The following is a 14,139-nucleotide window of genomic DNA, read 5'->3' as shown; positions in this document are numbered from 1 at the left end:
CGCCGATCGTCGGCGGACCCCCTCAGACCCCATGTATTCGCTCGAAAGGAAACCCTCATGTATCTCGTCATCGGTGCCACGGCTCACTTCGGACGTCAGACGGTAGAGGAACTGGTCGCCGCGGGTGCGCCGGTGCGGGCGCTGACCCGTACCCCGGAGCAGGCCGGGCTCCCGGCGGAGGTCGACGTCGTCCTGGGCGATCTGACCAAGCCCGAGACGCTGCCGGCGGCGCTGGCTGGCGTCGAGGCCGCCTTCCTGGTTCTGCAGTACGGGATGGATGTCGCTCCGCTGCTGGCGGCCGCGGGCCAGGCCGGGGTGCGTCGGCTGGTGTTCCTGTCCTCGGGGGCGGTCGTCCCCGGCGCCGAGCGGCAGCCCGACGTGATCGCCCAGTACCACCGAGATGTCGAGCAGGCCATCGAGGCGTCCGGGATCGAGTGGACGTTCCTGCGGCTGCTGTTCCCCGCCATCAACTCGTTGACGTTCGCGATGCAGCTCCAGGGCGGTGACGTCATTCGCTCGCCGTACGCCGAAGCGGCCTTCAGCGCCGTGCACGAGAGGGACGTCGCCGAGGTGGCCGCGCGGATCCTGATCGGCGGCGGGCACGCGGGGCGGGCCTACGATTTGACCGGCCCCGAGTCGCTGACCCAGGCACAACAGGTCCGCATCCTCGGCGAGACGCTGGGGCGCCCGCTCACCGTCGAGGACCTCGACCCGGAGCCCGTGCTGCAGCAGATGAGCCAGTTCATGGACCCCGAGTTCCTGGCGGCGCTGTTCGCTCTCATGGCTGACGCGGTCGGCAAGCCCGCACCGGTCAACGACGTCATCGAGCAGATCACCGGGCACCCCGCCCGCACCTACGTCGAGTGGGCCGCGGATCACCGGGCCGACTTCGGCGGCTGATCAACGACGCAGGGGCGGCATCCGCCGCCCCTGCCATCTGGACGGAAAGGACGGCACGGTGGCACAGGTGCTGGGGCGACGGGAGTTGGGGCGCGCCCTGCTGGCCCGTCAGATGCTGCTGGAACGGGCCGACGCGACCGCCGAGGAGGCGGTCACCCGGCTGGTCGGCATGCAGGCGCAGGCGCCGTACGCGCCCTACTTCGGGCTCTGGAGCAGATTGCGGAAGTTCGGCACCGCCGACCTCGTGGACGCGCTGACCGAGCGCCGCCTGGTGCGGGTCGCGCTGATGCGCAGCACCGTCCACCTGGTCACCACGGCGGACTACCGCTCGTTGCGGCCATGGGCGCAGCCCGCGCTCGACTGTGAGCTGGATACCGCGTTCAAGACGATCCTGACCGGTCTGGACCGTGCGACCGTGGCGGAGTCGGGCCGGGCGCTGCTCGGCGCACGACACCTCACCCCCAAGGAACTCGGGGCGGCGCTGCACCAGCGGTGGCCCGATCGCGAGCCCCGCGCGCTCGCCACCGTAGTGCGGAACCTGGTGCCGGTGGTGCAGGTGCCGCCACGCGCCATCTGGGGCGTCGGCGGCACCACCCGGTACGCGACGGCGGCCGGCTGGACCGGAGCCGAGCCCGCCCCCGCCGCCGATTCCGAACAGATCGTGCTGCGCTACCTCGCCGCGTTCGGCCCGGCCTCGGTCACCGACGTGCAGACGTGGGCCGGCCGAACCCGGCTGCGTCCCGTCCTGGAGAGGCTGCGGCCGCGGCTGGCGGTCTTCCGTGACGAGCACGGGGTGGAGCTGTTCGACCTGCCTGATGCGCCACGCCCCGACGCCGACGCCTGCGCTCCGGTTCGCTTCTTGCCCGAATACGACAACCTCCTGGCCTCCCACACCGACCGCACCCGCGTGATCTCGGAGGAGGCCCGCAAGCGGGTCATGACGCGCAACGGGATGCGCGCCACCTTCCTGGTGGACGGGCAGGTGACGGGCGCCTGGAAGCTCCATCCGGGCAAGGCGTCAGCGACTCTGGAGATCGACCCGTTCCGGCCCTTGACCGCCACCGAGCGCGCCGAGATCGAGACCGAAGGCGCCCGACTGCTGGAGTTCGCCGCGCCCGGCGTCGCCCACGACCTCCGCGACGGCACGGCCCCGTCCGTCGGCTCGAGGACAAGGTGACCGGCGAGGAAACCGATCAGCACTGATCAGCCGTGCTCATGCGCGCCTTCCACCGACGCCCGCTCATAGCCGAGCGGGTGTGCGCCGCCGGCACCTTCCCTCACCGTCCGTACGTCGGTCGCAGTCTCCCGCTGGTACGTATGGACACACGCCCTGCCGACGCGCCGACGTCTCGGGTCGCCAAAGGTCACTGCTCCCGTGCAGGTCGAAGCGGACTGCACCGCTCCTGCCCCTGAGCGCGCCGGTCAGCCAAGATCACGTGCGCACATCTGCCGCAATCCGTGCTTGCGCATGTACCGTACGCGTTAATGGCCGTAGCCGAGCTGTCGGCTGCTGCGCGCGGGGACGCTGTCGACGTGCTGCACCTCGGCGGTCGCGCTGCTCGGGCTGGTCGCGTTGGGGCCGGTCACCCGGCGAACTCGGGGCGCCTGACAACGAAGTCATCCACGATCCGTTGATCCTCGGACGAGAACGCCGCCCGCGGCACCGGGATTTGGCTCATGCCGTACTTCAGCAGCCAGGTGTGGCGTCCCCGCCGAATCCGGGTGATGCCGGACCAGTCGATTTGTGTTTGGCTGCTCGCGGTCTGGATGTGGACGCCCGACGTGCTCATCTCGTACCGGAACGGCTCGACGAAGAGGCTGCGCTGCAGCAACCAACTCAGTACCGGAAGGAGTTCGGTCACGGCGAACGCGGCACACAACACCAGCACGAGGTAGAGCAGCCGCCCGTTGAACCCGGTCAGTGTCGTGAGCAGCACAGTCAGTGCCGCGAGGGCGAGCAGGAGCGTCCGTATGACGCGTTGCCGGCGGCCCTGTGCGTCTTGGCTCATCCGCCGTAGCAGGCCGTACGTCATCTGCACTTCCCCGGTTGCGTGCACGCGCCGCAGTATGGCACGGCATCGCCGCAAGTCGCGCGTCGCCCAGCGTGACGGCGATGGCCGTCCGAAGCGTCGGGAACCTGCCGAGTGAAGGACCATGGTCCACCACGGCAGACAGCTATCCGGCATCTGGGTTGCACCCGCGCAGCGGATAGCCTTCCTGGCCCTACTACGGCTACTCAGTTCCGGATCTGCCGCTGGTCGGTGCCGGGGATCGCGCCGGGTCGGGCGAGGAAGGCGGGCTCACGACGCGGCGATTACCGCAGGCCTTTTCGATGTTCGGCGATTCGGCTCCTGCCGAGACCATGGCGGATGACGGAGACTGGAGCGATGTCTCACGATGTCGGGGGTGCGCCACGAACCCAGGTAGCAGTCACCGCTCTGCTCATCGTCGTCGGCGTGCTCATCCTCTTCGTCCCCGCCGGTGACGAGGGCCGAGTCCTCGTGCGGATCAGCGAAGGTCACGGACTATCCGCCGTAGACGGGGTCGGCGCGGCACTGCTGGCGTTGGGCGGTACCTGGCTGGAAGTGCTCGTGGTATGGCGCCTGCCGTCCCTCGCCCTGCCCCCACGGGCCTTGTTCGGACTCGGCCTGCTGGCCGGCCTCGGCATGGGGCTCTTGATCGCCTCGGTCTTTTCGGGATTCTTCTGGTGGTGGGCTGTCGGCGCCACCGCTCTTGGCGTTGCCGTCCTGGTCCTCGTGCCCCTCACGGCGTGCCGTTGAGGTCGCTGACCGAACGTCCGCTTCTGCCGCTGTCCGCGCGTTGGTAGCGCCTGGTGCCATGCGCTGTCATGCCGATGAGCGGACGTTCGATACGGTTCCGTGTCTGCCGGCGGCGGCCGCAGAATCTCATCTCAGTCCAGTTGCCGTGTCGGCTGGGTCGACCAGCGTTTCAGCGGCTATTGACCCCGGCCGGGGGCGTGACTGAGCCGGCGGGTGACGACGGGTATGACGATCGCCGCAGCGACGATGTGTGCCAGGGCGAGCATCAGCTTGGTCGAGGTCGCAGTGGCACCGGCGAGGTATGGCCTGGCCATGGACACCGCAGTTAGTGCGATGGTGGTCCATAGGTAGGTGCGCGCCGGATGGCGGGCGCCACGGGCGAGAAGTACCGCGAGGACCGTGCCCCAGAACACGCAGGTCGCCGTGCCCGCGACGAACATGCCGATGGTGATCGGCCCGGAGACGGAGGCCGCGATGTTGCCCGCCTCCATCGGTACACCTGCTGCACGGGCAGCCAGGCCGTAGAGTTCGGTCGCGATGGCTGCGGCCAGTCCGGCCAGCACGCTGACCAGCCACACCGGCCTAGTGGCGAGGACGTCGGTGGACGGGACTGTCGTGGTACCCATGATGGTTCTCCCTCGGTCTGGTTTGCCTTCGCCAGATGGACGGAGCGGTGGCGCTGGTCCCGACATCGCCGGCGCAGAAGTTTTTTTCGGGTAAGGATGTCGAGGGTGGCGTGCCGGCTCCGTTCGGGGAGTGACAGCGCGCCGGCACGGTGCGCGGACCGGAAGGACGACCTTGATGAAGTACATGCTGCTGATCTATGGCAACCAGGAGAAGTGGAGCTCGATCCCGGCTGAGACCTGGCCGGAGGAGATCGCCAAGCAGGACGCGTTCAATAAGAAGTACCAGGGTACGGGCGAACTGCTGGGCGCGTACGGCCTGGCCGACGCCGCGGCGGCGCGGCTGGTGCGGCGCAAGGACGGCGCTCCGGCGATCACCGACGGGCCATACCTGGAGACGAAGGAGTACCTCGCCAGCTTCTATCTACTGGACTGCGAGAACGAGCAGCGGGCGTACGAGATCGCCGCGAACATGCCGTGGGCGGACGTCGAGCCCGTCGAGGTGTGGCCAGTCCTGCACGAGGCGGCCGCCGACCTGTGATTCCTGACCGAGGCGTCGAGGACCTGCTGCACGAACTGGCGCCGCAGGTCCTCGGCGCGTTGGTTCGCCGGTACGGGCGGTTCGACACGTGCGAGGACGCGACGCAGGAGGCGCTTCTTCGGGCCGCGATGCGGTGGCCCGCCGAAGGCATTCCGGACAACCCCCGCGGCTGGCTGGTCACCGTTGCTTCCCACCGGTTGCTCGACGAGATGCGCAGCCACCAAGCCCGGCGGCGGCGCGAGGACGCGATCGTCGCCGCAACCCCGCAATCGGAACTGCTGGGCCGGCCGGCGGACGCCGATCGGGGCGCCGACCGCGACGACTCACTAACCGTGCTGTTCCTGTGCTGCCACCCGGCGCTGTCGCCGCCCAGCCAGATCGCGCTGACCTTGCGCGCGGTCGGCGGCCTCACCACCGCGCAGATCGCTGCCGCGTTCCTGGTCCCGGAGGCGACCATGGCACAACGCATCAGCAGAGCAAAACAAAGCATCAGAATCAGCGGTATGACCTTCGCGATGCCCGAAGGACCGGAACGCGCCGAGCGACTGCGCGCCGTGCTGCACGTTCTGTACCTGCTCTTCAACGAGGGCTACGCCGCTACCACCGGCCCGGACCTCACCGCACCTCAGCTGTCCGACGAGGCGATCCGGCTCACCACCTGGCTGCGACGGCTGCTCCCCGACGACAGTGAGGTGGCCGGGCTGCTGGCCCTGATGCTGCTCACCGAGGCGCGGCGACCCGCCCGTACGACACCGGACGGGGCGTTGGTGCCGCTTGCCGAGCAGGATCGCAGCACCTGGGACCCCAAGCTCATCGGCGACGGGGTCGCACTCGTTACCGAGGCGCTGGCCAGGGGCCCAGTCGGCCCGTACCAGGTGCAGGCGGCCATCGCCGCGGTCCACGACGAGGCCGAGCACATGGACGCGACCGACTGGCCGCAGATCCTCGCCCTGTACGAACTGCTGGAGCAGCTGGCGCCGGGTCCGATGGTCACGCTCAACCGTGCAGTCGCCGTCGCCATGGTGCACGGCCCGTCAGCAGGGCTGGATCTGCTGGCAGCGCTGGAATCCGACAACCGGATGGTGCACCACCACCGCCTCCTCGCGACCCGCGCCCATCTGCTCGAACTGGCAGGCGAGCACACCGCCGCCGCAGCCGACTACCGCGAGGCCGCCCGACGCGCCACCAGCCTGCCAGAGCGCCGCCACCTCACCACTCGCGCCACGCGACTCGGATCATAACGGCATCCCACACTCAGAGTGAGCAACTGAGGCCGCTCAGCCTTGCGTCGATAGCCTGCTCAGAAACTGCGGAGCTCGATCCGCTCAAGAACATCCGCATCTGGCCGCAGAGCGTGCGCTGCGCGGGCGCCGGCGTTCGGAAATTCGGTTTGCTCTAGATCCGCGCGTGCTTAGTGTCTGCCGCTGTGGGACGCCTGGAGGTCGACTCTTACCTGATCTGCGCGACGCCACGCACGGGAAGTACCTTGCTGTGCGGTCTACTGGAGTCGTCCGGGGTCGCTGGCCACCCAGCCTCCTACTTCAATCGAAAGACGCTGACTGCGTACGCCGATGCCTGGCACATCGCCCGACCGCGTGATGGACGGATCGACGAAGGGTTCGTGCGGGCGGCGCTGACGGTCGGTAGAACTTCGAACAATGTCTTCGGTGGGCGGCTCATGGCAGAGACGATGCCGGAGCTGATCGCTGGTCTTGCTGCCTCCGCACCAAGACCAGCGGACACTGACCTGGACCTGTTGATCGCTCAGTTCGGTCGACTTCGATTCGTCCACTTGCGGCGACGCGATGTCATCGCACAGGCCGTGTCGTGGGCGAAGGCACTGCAGACCCACTTCTGGCATCCCCATGAGGCCGTCGCTCCGGGAGGCCAAGATCCTCGATACGACGAGGTGCTCATCGGCCAGCTCGTCGCCACGATCGAGAGTGCCGAGGCGGACTGGGCGACCTGGTTCGACGGTCACGGCATCGTGCCTCACGAGGTGACGTACGAGGAGCTGGCGGCGGATGCACGGTCCGCTGCACAAGGGGTGCTCGACTACCTCGGCCTAACGGTTCCACACGGCCGGCAGCTGATCGTCCGACACCATCGGCAGGCCGACCAGGTCAACGCCGATTGGACCTCGAGGTTCAAGTCTCGCTGACGGTCCGATCCAGCTGGGTGCTTGTCGGCTCACTAGCCGAGAGAACGGAGTGCGTCCGCCCATGCCGCAGACGCATGCGCTGCGGCATCCGGATCTGCCGCGATCCGCGCGCTACGCAAGGTGAGATGACCGCTCGCGGTCGTCGATCGCCCAGAGCTTATGCTCCCGTCCTTCGCAGACGTCGCGGACGGTCCTCAGAACCGTCACCGGAATCTCCGATCGCCGTGGCCTGCCGGTACCGACAGCGGCAGCGGGGCCAGCGAGCGCCGTTCGGTGTCTGGGGTGTGATCCCGCCACGGGCGAGTAGCGCTCAGTCTGCGATCAGCGGCAGCTCGACCGCCTCGACCGCCGTGCTGGCCGGCGGTGAGTGATGTGGCGCTGGACGGCTCGGCAGTCGCGAGTGCCGATGGTGGCGCACGGCGACCTCGCAGGTGACCAGCCGGATGGGCGCCGGTGGTGGGGTGAACGGTCCCGGCCCCCAGCGCACCCACAGCGCAACCCGGCCGGCGTCGGCCTCGGCGAGCAGCTTTTCCACGGTGCGCCGGCGATCGGTGCGGTCCACCTCGATCACGACGGGACGACCGGCGGGACGTGCGCACGCGACGTCCACGACCGAGTGCCGGTCCTGGTACGGGGCGGGCAGCGGGACGACACTCGCGGCACGTCGGTACACCCGGAAGCCTTGGGCTTCGCCCCAGGCGGCGACCGCGTCGACGAGCAGCGCGGTGACCTCGTCGGTCGACCGGTCGACGAAGGTGAGCCGGCCCAGGTGTGCCGCCAAGGAGGCCGCGAGCTCGTCGTCATTCACCGTGCTTCCTCCGGCTTGCTACGCGGGCGCACGTCGTGGCTTGGTGCATGGCCGCAGTCTTCCAGGCTGGGTCTGCCTCGGCTTGGGAACCCCGCGCGACGCAGAACTGTCGTAGGACCACGACCGGAAGCAGCGCCAGTCGGACGGCCGCCAGCGGCGTCGCCCCAAGTCTCGACTTCCGCTCGGATCGCGGGCCCTGCCGTAGGCGGAGTTCGACCGGCATGCCTTCCCCTGCTGGCTGGCTGAACGCCTGGTCGTGGTCCCACTGACCGTCTACGGCACGGGCGCCGTGAGCCGCCCCGGTGTGTTGAACGGCCGGAACGGCGCGGGCCGCCCCCGGTCTGCCGAGCAACGTCGCGCTGGCTCTGCGGGTCGACGACGACAGGTTCATGCTGGTCGGCGCCGTCGACCACCCGCTGGCCACGGCGCGGCCCGGTGATCTGACGCCCATCCGCCGGTCACTGGTCGTCGATGCAGCGCTCCGGACCGCCTCCGACGCCGGCGTCAAGGCGACCAGCCCCCCACCATGAAGGCCCTCGGCTGGCTGCACACGATCTGATCCACACCGACCATGGAGCGGCACTGGGCCCACTGCTCGTGGTGGGCCCGGTTGGTCGCCTCCTCGAGATCAATGGAACGGCCGCACCTCGATCTTCCGGTCGCAGACCTTCGACGCCTCGGCGGCGAGTTTGAGCGCCACATCCAGATCGGGGACCTCCCACACCCAGACACCCGCGAGGTATTCCTTCGACTCCACGAAAGGCCCGTCGGTGAACACCGCCTGCTCGCCCCGGGCGTCGATGACCGTGGCCGCGTCGGTGTCCGCGAGTCCGCCCGCGAAAACCCAGTAGCCCTCGGCGATCAGTCGTTCGTTGAAGGCGCTGATGGCAGGCCGCCTGTCCGTGCTGCCGGGATCGCTCTTGTCATCGATCACGGAAACCAGGTACTGCATTTGAAGATCATCTCCTGTGGTGTCAGACAGCATGCTTCGGTGGTCAGGGATCTCAGGCCGCTACATAGTGCGGGCGCCCGGCCGGCCGGTAGACCTGGATCGTCACGCCCTTCGAGTCGACCCGCGACTCGACCAGGTCGAGCGCAAGATCCGGGCCGGTCTCCGGGAACAGTCTCGCGCCCTGGCCGAGGATCACCGGGATCACGATCAGAGTCATCTGGTCGACCAGATCGTTCTCCAGCAGCCACCGGGTCAGGGCGCCACTGCCGTGCACCTGCAGCTCGCCCCCGGGCTTGGCCTTCAGCTCATGGATGGCCGCCGCGAGGTCACCGCGGAGAACCGTCGTGTCCTCCCAACCCGGCTCGATGAGCGTGCTCGAGGCAACGTACTTGGGGGCCTCGTTCAAGGCCACGCCGATGGGATGCGCGCGCATCTGGTCGACTGATCCCCAGGAGCCGGCGAACAACTCGTAGGTGCGCCGACCGAACAGGAACGCCTCGGCGCGCTGGTAGGTCTGCGTGATGAACGTCCTGGTCTCGTCGTCACCGCGCCCCCGGGCCCATCCGCCGCGCTCGAATCCGTTCCTGCGGTCATCCGACGCGGCGCCGTTGCCCTGCATCACTCCATCGAGGGTGACCTGGGTCATGGTCGTCAGCTTCATGATCGCGGTTCCTTTGCCTTGCCGCCGCCCCTCGTGGGCGGCCCCACCCCTGCTACGAACACCACCGCCCGGATCCGACAGCGGCTCCAAGATCTCTTTGAGCAACTGCCGGTACGCCCGTCATCAGCGATCCCACCGCACGACAGCTTCGCGGCGACCGCACTCCCCTCCTCAAGTGCGCGCCGCGCGCCCTCCTGGGCCGTGGCCAGACTCGCGTCCATACCGCATCCGACCTGCGAGTTTCCCTACGCGGATGCACCGACCAAGACCGCGACTCGCTGGCTGCGGCACGGGTGGACATCAAGCGGTGTCGGGTTGCCGGCAAACTTGACCTTTGGCCCCGGTTTTCCGCCAACCTGACGCGGGTGTCCGAGAGAGAGGTGGGCGGTGGGTCGTGCATCCCGTACGGCCGTCCGGACAGCCGGCGTCCGGGTCGCGGCAGTAGTCTTCGCGCTGACCTGGCTGGTCTTTCCCGGCTTCGGCCTGCCCGACCTCGCGGTGACGTGGAACCCGGCCTGGGCCGTGGCGCTGGAGGCCGGCTGGGGACTGCTGTTCACCGTGTTCGTCGCCGCCGCCTTCGTCCGGATCGCCGCGTGGCCCCGGCGGTCGACCCCGGCCGTGGTGCAGTTGCTGTGCGTCGCGGCGGTCCTCGCGGTCTCCGCCGCCGCGTCGCTCGAATGGGCCTTGATGCTCGTCGCCCTGGCCGTGGCCGGGGAGGCGCTCGTCGTGGCGTTCGCGCCCGGGCGCGAGCAGTTCACGACCGGCGGTGTCCGGGTGGACCGGCCGCTGGCCGTCCTGGCCGGGTTCGCCGCGCTGCCCTGGCTGTCGTACGCCCACAGGATGTGTGCGGCGAACCGGGTGGGACCGCCCGAAGACGTCACTATCGGCATCGACCACTACGCCGTGCAGGGTGCGGCGGCCCTCGCCCTCGTAGTGCTCAGTGGGACGGCATCTTGTTGGGTGCGGGGCCGGCGGTTTGTCGGGGTCGGGGTCGGGCTTGTGGCCGCCTACCTCGGTCTCGTCTGCCTCGCCTGGCCTGGCACGCCTGGCGGGTTCGGGCCGGTCTGGTCGGCGCTGAGCGTGGCCTGGGGCATCGCCTTTGGCGCACTCGCCGCCGTCCGAAGCGCAGGTCCTGGCGCCGGCCGGGACGGTGCCACACCGGCGACTACGCGGAACGCCGACCCAGCGGGGATCCCCGTTCCGGTAACACTGAGTGGCTGATCCCACCTCGAGACGGGGGTCGATCAAGCAAAGCGTGCATGCTGCCAATGCCGCGAAGATCGGACGCATGTGATGCGGCGGTGCCGGCTTCTGCCACCGTCCGTGCCTGCTGGTTGATCGCGAGCGGTCACGGCCGGGAGCTGGCCTCCGAGCGGGCGGGCATCCTGAATTGCCGATGATCGGATGTCGATCGTGTGCCGTGACTCGGGCGCCTTCCCGGCAACGCAAAAACTGTCCGAACCGCATGCGCGAGGTGACGTCCGGAGCAGATGTGTGCCCTGCCGGTGGGCTGATCCGTGGGCGCGGTGTCGTCAAGCCATTGCGGGAAGGATGACCCGTTGCAGCACCGTGAGCGGGGTCCGCCACTGGTCGGGGTCGTCGTAGTTGCCAGCGGTGACGGCCACGGTGAGGTCCAGGTCGGGCAGGACAAATAGGCGCTGGCCGCCGTTGCCCATGCCGGCCACGAGCCGATGGTCCTCGATGGATTCGATGTACCACTGGTAGCCGTACTGCGCGTTCCAGGTGGTCTGCAGGCGCGGCTGGAGCATCGTGCGGATCCAGTCGGCGGGGACGATCCGCTGACCGTCCCAGGTTCCCTCGGCCAGCACCAGCTCGCCGAGCCGGGCCAGGTCGCGGGGCGCGAGTCGCAGCCCGGACGCGGCGGAGGCCACTCCGTCCGCGCCGGTCATCCACTCGAAGCTGCTGATGCCTAACGGCGCGAACAGCACGGCCTGCGCGTACTGCGGCAGCGACTGCCCGGTGCCGTCGGCGATCAGTCGCCCGAGCAGAGCCGTGGCACCACCGCAGTAGGTCCATCGGGTGCCGGGCGGCTCGAGGATGGGCCGCTCCAGGATGTACCGGTATCGGTCCGGCGCCAACTCCATCGCGATCTCGGCGTTGGCCGGGCTGGTGTACGGGAGATCTTCGCGCCACTCCACGCCCAACGACATTGTCAGCGCGTGCTCGACGGTGAGCCGGGCACGCCGGGGGTCGGCCGCCAGGTCGGGGTACTGCGGGAACCGCTGCAGGAGCGACTCCGCCGGCGGCGGGACCAGCCCTTCGCCGAGCGCAATGCCGTACAACAGCACGGTCACGCTCTTGGTGACGGACCGGATGTCGTGTAGGACCCCGGGCCCGAACTCGACGACGCCGAGCGAGTCACCCCAGGCGAAGTCCTCGCCGGCCCTGTAGTACTCCAGCACGGTTTGACCAGCGCGAACCGCCGCGACGGCGTGCAAACCGCCGGCCTTGCCAGCCTGGAGTATTTCGTCGAGACGGTCCCGCAACGGCGTCGTCATGGGCACTCCGAGGGGGCGATGTCGGCCAGCGGAACAGCATGCTCGTTATAGCGGAATTTCCGCTTCCGGAGCGACCCTATTCGGAGGGCAACTTCCGATCTGCCCCAGCCGCACGCCGCAACAGTCGTGAGAGGCGGCCAACTCTCGGCGCAGGGCCTCGACGTCCACGTCCAGAATTTCTGGACCATTGTGCTTACCGCACCTTCGATGAGGTTGCTGTCGACGTTGTGTGGGGTGCCGAGTACGAGCAGCACAACCCGCTACGTCTAACGCGTGCTGCCGCACACATCCGTATCTGCCGCCGACCGGGCGCTAGGTTCTCTCACCTTCGCCCGACGGGTCGCGCCGCATGGTTGTGCCGATGAGCGGTTGCGTCGGGCACGGTCGACCAGCGATCGGACAGTGCTGCCGCTCACTGTCCGAGAACGCGGTAGCGGAGGTGTACGACGCCGTTTCGGAATCGGCGCTCATCGAGGAGCTCAAGGCCAGCGCGCATGCCGGTCGGCAGCCCTGGCTTGCCCCCGCCGACGACGATGGGCAGGATGAACAGCTGGCACTCGTCGACCAGCCCGGCCTTGAAAGCCTGCGTCGCGAGGTTGGCACCTCCTACGGTGAGATCACTGCTGGCCGTGGCCTTCAGTTCGTGTACCGCGGCGGGGTCGAAACGGCGTTCGATTCGGGTGCCGGCAGTTGACACCGCGGGAAGACTCGTGGAGTAGACGACTTTGTTCGCCGCCTGCCAGGTGCTCGCGAAATCGGCCGTGAGGTCGGACTGGGCGGCCAGAGCTCGGTCGGTCTCCCAGTGGGCCATCGCTTCGTACAGGCGCCGCCCGTAGAGGAACATGCCCACAGACCGCAGGATGTCGGTGGTGAACGCGAATACCTCGTCGTCGATTGGGAACCAGGCGAACTCGCCGCGTTCGTCCTCGATGTAGCCGTCAAGCGACACATTCGTCACGTAGATCAGCTTGGCCATGCCTCTACCTCTCGATGATCAGCTGCAACAGCCTGGACATTTATCAGCGTGGCGTCCAGCTTGGTGAACGCTTGGCGCCAACCCTCCTCGCTGGGGTGCGCCAGGTGTTCGGGGAGCCACTGGCGGATCTCCAGTCGCGTCCGTCCGTCGGCCTCGTCGTGGAACTCGATGCGGAGTCTCGTCTCGAACGGCTCGATGCCCTCCTGCAGCCGGCCACTGACGTGCATGACGCCTTCGAGCAGTTCGCCGTTGGCGACGTGGGTGAGGTCGACATGGACGTGCACGCGAAGCTCCGGTTTGGCTGCGTTGACCTCTGTCCACCGTTGATAGCCGCCGGGGCGTACGTCGAACTCGATCTTGTCGCGTGGTAGTGAGTTGCCGGTGGGGCCCCACCACGCCGCCAGCTGGTCGGGATCGGTGAAGGCTCGGTATACGAGCTCCCGCGGCGCGTCGAACACGCGGGAAATGACGAGCTGCGGAGTTTCGGTGTTCATTCGAGTTCCCTGGGGTCGTCGGTCATCCGGTCCGTTGCCGGTCCGGCGGCCTGCACCGCGGCGAGGTGGGCATCGAGGCGGGTGAGGGACGAGTCCCAGAACCGCCGGTAGCGCTCGATCCAGTCGGCCGCCTCGCGTAGCGGGGCAGCTTCGAGGTGGCTCGCGCGCCACTTGCCCGACCGCGACCGCGAGATGAGCGCGGCGCGCTCGAGCACCTTCAGGTGCCGTGACACCGCCGGCATCGAGATGGACAGAGGAGCGGTGAGCTCTGTGACCGTGGCATCGCGCGCGGCCAGCTCCGCGATGATCGCCCGTCGAGTCGGGTCGGCGAGCGCCGAGAACACCGCGCTGAGCTGATCGGTGCCAGCCATCGGAAGCTCCCTTCACTTAACCAACACGTTAAGCGTATTGACACGCGAGTGATGCTGTCAACGGCTCGGGCCGGCTCCGTCTTGCCACCAGCGCTGACGTGCAGCCGAACAACCTGCGGAGAGACGGTGTCGGCTGCTGCCGCGGTGCGCTCGCTGCCGGACAGCGCCCGCGAGTGACCGCGCGCTGCAACCGTCTGATCTCGTGGCCGTCGCCTGATGCGCCCGCTCAGTCGTCGACTTCCTGTGCCGCGGCAGCGATCGGCTCGAGCCCCGCGATCAGCTCGTCGAGCTCGTCGGCGGTGAGCACGTCGTACGCCGGCGCCGCCAGTTCGTCGGTGAGGGCGTCGATCCGC

The 14,139-nt window shown here is 68.7% G+C and carries 16 protein-coding genes; 7 read left to right on the top strand and 9 right to left on the bottom strand.

Annotation, left to right across the window (positions count from 1 at the left end; all coding sequences use genetic code 11):
* The first annotated feature begins 57 nt into the window (after window positions 1-57).
* Both ACWEVO_RS05220 and ACWEVO_RS05215 read left to right on the top strand, forming a co-directional pair.
* Window positions 58-900 (top strand): NAD(P)H-binding protein, encoded by an 843-nt coding sequence (locus tag ACWEVO_RS05220; protein ID WP_452306311.1) that lies wholly within the window; start codon window positions 58-60, stop codon window positions 898-900.
* A 58-nt stretch (window positions 901-958) separates the two neighbouring features.
* Window positions 959-2,077, top strand: a complete 1,119-nt coding sequence (locus ACWEVO_RS05215; RefSeq protein WP_452306310.1) for a winged helix DNA-binding domain-containing protein — start codon at window positions 959-961, stop codon at window positions 2,075-2,077.
* A gap of 406 nt (window positions 2,078-2,483) precedes the next feature.
* On the opposite strand, the gene ACWEVO_RS05210 is transcribed toward ACWEVO_RS05215, so the two are convergent.
* Window positions 2,484-2,933: a YcxB family protein gene (locus tag ACWEVO_RS05210; protein WP_452306309.1), complete on the bottom strand. Its 450-nt coding sequence runs from the start codon at window positions 2,931-2,933 to the stop codon at window positions 2,484-2,486.
* A gap of 423 nt (window positions 2,934-3,356) precedes the next feature.
* Here ACWEVO_RS05210 and ACWEVO_RS05205 point away from each other — a divergent pair, with 423 nt between their 5' ends.
* Window positions 3,357-3,680: a hypothetical protein gene (locus ACWEVO_RS05205; RefSeq protein ID WP_452306308.1), complete on the top strand. Its 324-nt coding sequence runs from the start codon at window positions 3,357-3,359 to the stop codon at window positions 3,678-3,680.
* A gap of 176 nt (window positions 3,681-3,856) precedes the next feature.
* Here the strand turns inward: ACWEVO_RS05205 and ACWEVO_RS05200 are convergent, their stop codons facing one another.
* Window positions 3,857-4,306 (bottom strand): DUF6069 family protein, encoded by a 450-nt coding sequence (locus ACWEVO_RS05200; RefSeq protein ID WP_452306307.1) that lies wholly within the window; start codon window positions 4,304-4,306, stop codon window positions 3,857-3,859.
* A 175-nt stretch (window positions 4,307-4,481) separates the two neighbouring features.
* Here ACWEVO_RS05200 and ACWEVO_RS05195 point away from each other — a divergent pair, with 175 nt between their 5' ends.
* The 3 genes from ACWEVO_RS05195 (at window position 4,482) to ACWEVO_RS05185 (ending at window position 7,005) form a co-directional block, all read left to right on the top strand.
* Window positions 4,482-4,844 carry a YciI family protein gene (locus ACWEVO_RS05195; RefSeq protein WP_452306306.1) on the top strand — a complete coding sequence of 121 codons (363 nt, stop codon included), beginning with the start codon at window positions 4,482-4,484 and terminating at the stop codon, window positions 4,842-4,844.
* Complete coding sequence (locus ACWEVO_RS05190; RefSeq protein ID WP_452306305.1) at window positions 4,841-6,085, top strand: RNA polymerase sigma factor; 1,245 nt, start codon at window positions 4,841-4,843, stop codon at window positions 6,083-6,085. The genes ACWEVO_RS05195 and ACWEVO_RS05190 overlap by 4 nt, the downstream gene beginning before the upstream one ends.
* A gap of 185 nt (window positions 6,086-6,270) precedes the next feature.
* Window positions 6,271-7,005 (top strand): Stf0 family sulfotransferase, encoded by a 735-nt coding sequence (locus ACWEVO_RS05185; RefSeq protein WP_452306304.1) that lies wholly within the window; start codon window positions 6,271-6,273, stop codon window positions 7,003-7,005.
* 310 nt (window positions 7,006-7,315) lie between these two features.
* Here ACWEVO_RS05185 and ACWEVO_RS05180 read toward each other — a convergent pair whose 3' ends face one another.
* From ACWEVO_RS05180 to ACWEVO_RS05170, 3 genes are all read right to left on the bottom strand, one after another.
* The gene (locus ACWEVO_RS05180; RefSeq protein WP_452306303.1) at window positions 7,316-7,813 is read right to left on the bottom strand and encodes a hypothetical protein; all 498 of its coding nucleotides are present in this window, start codon (window positions 7,811-7,813) and stop codon (window positions 7,316-7,318) included.
* Between the two features lie 628 nt (window positions 7,814-8,441).
* Entirely contained in the window at window positions 8,442-8,765 is a 324-nt protein-coding gene (locus ACWEVO_RS05175) for a YciI family protein (protein WP_452306302.1), read from the bottom strand.
* 52 nt (window positions 8,766-8,817) lie between these two features.
* Window positions 8,818-9,516 (bottom strand): dihydrofolate reductase family protein, encoded by a 699-nt coding sequence (locus ACWEVO_RS05170; protein ID WP_452306301.1) that lies wholly within the window; start codon window positions 9,514-9,516, stop codon window positions 8,818-8,820.
* A 297-nt stretch (window positions 9,517-9,813) separates the two neighbouring features.
* Here ACWEVO_RS05170 and ACWEVO_RS05165 point away from each other — a divergent pair, with 297 nt between their 5' ends.
* On the top strand, window positions 9,814-10,647 hold the full coding sequence (locus tag ACWEVO_RS05165; RefSeq protein ID WP_452306300.1) for a hypothetical protein: 834 nt from the start codon (window positions 9,814-9,816) through the stop codon (window positions 10,645-10,647).
* Between the two features lie 311 nt (window positions 10,648-10,958).
* Here the strand turns inward: ACWEVO_RS05165 and ACWEVO_RS05160 are convergent, their stop codons facing one another.
* From ACWEVO_RS05160 to ACWEVO_RS05145, 4 genes are all read right to left on the bottom strand, one after another.
* Window positions 10,959-11,945 (bottom strand): serine hydrolase domain-containing protein, encoded by a 987-nt coding sequence (locus ACWEVO_RS05160; RefSeq protein WP_452306299.1) that lies wholly within the window; start codon window positions 11,943-11,945, stop codon window positions 10,959-10,961.
* 412 nt (window positions 11,946-12,357) lie between these two features.
* On the bottom strand, window positions 12,358-12,921 hold the full coding sequence (locus ACWEVO_RS05155; RefSeq protein WP_452306298.1) for a dihydrofolate reductase family protein: 564 nt from the start codon (window positions 12,919-12,921) through the stop codon (window positions 12,358-12,360).
* The gene (locus ACWEVO_RS05150; RefSeq protein WP_452306297.1) at window positions 12,909-13,415 is read right to left on the bottom strand and encodes an SRPBCC family protein; all 507 of its coding nucleotides are present in this window, start codon (window positions 13,413-13,415) and stop codon (window positions 12,909-12,911) included. Before ACWEVO_RS05150 ends, ACWEVO_RS05155 begins: the two co-directional genes overlap by 13 nt.
* A complete protein-coding gene (locus ACWEVO_RS05145; protein ID WP_452306296.1) occupies window positions 13,412-13,786 on the bottom strand; it encodes an ArsR/SmtB family transcription factor in 375 nt (124 codons plus the stop codon). Before ACWEVO_RS05145 ends, ACWEVO_RS05150 begins: the two co-directional genes overlap by 4 nt.
* Between the last annotated feature and the right edge of the window lie 353 nt (window positions 13,787-14,139).

The sequence above is a fragment of the Micromonospora sp. NPDC003776 genome (assembly GCF_053605645.1).
The sequence above is the reverse complement of the archived record's forward strand: the minus strand, read 5'-3'. Positions and strand labels throughout refer to the sequence as shown.

What these genes read in the sequence shown, in the direction of transcription:
- ACWEVO_RS05220 (WP_452306311.1), top strand. Translation starts at nt 58, where the DNA reads ATGTATCTCGTCATCGGTGCCACGGCTCACTTCGGACGTCAGACGGTA.
- ACWEVO_RS05210 (WP_452306309.1), bottom strand. Translation starts at nt 2,933, where the DNA reads ATGACGTACGGCCTGCTACGGCGGATGAGCCAAGACGCACAGGGCCGC.
- ACWEVO_RS05200 (WP_452306307.1), bottom strand. Translation starts at nt 4,306, where the DNA reads ATGGGTACCACGACAGTCCCGTCCACCGACGTCCTCGCCACTAGGCCG.
- ACWEVO_RS05195 (WP_452306306.1), top strand. Translation starts at nt 4,482, where the DNA reads ATGAAGTACATGCTGCTGATCTATGGCAACCAGGAGAAGTGGAGCTCG.
- ACWEVO_RS05175 (WP_452306302.1), bottom strand. Translation starts at nt 8,765, where the DNA reads ATGCAGTACCTGGTTTCCGTGATCGATGACAAGAGCGATCCCGGCAGC.
- ACWEVO_RS05160 (WP_452306299.1), bottom strand. Translation starts at nt 11,945, where the DNA reads ATGACGACGCCGTTGCGGGACCGTCTCGACGAAATACTCCAGGCTGGC.
- ACWEVO_RS05155 (WP_452306298.1), bottom strand. Translation starts at nt 12,921, where the DNA reads ATGGCCAAGCTGATCTACGTGACGAATGTGTCGCTTGACGGCTACATC.
- ACWEVO_RS05150 (WP_452306297.1), bottom strand. Translation starts at nt 13,415, where the DNA reads ATGAACACCGAAACTCCGCAGCTCGTCATTTCCCGCGTGTTCGACGCG.
- ACWEVO_RS05145 (WP_452306296.1), bottom strand. Translation starts at nt 13,786, where the DNA reads ATGGCTGGCACCGATCAGCTCAGCGCGGTGTTCTCGGCGCTCGCCGAC.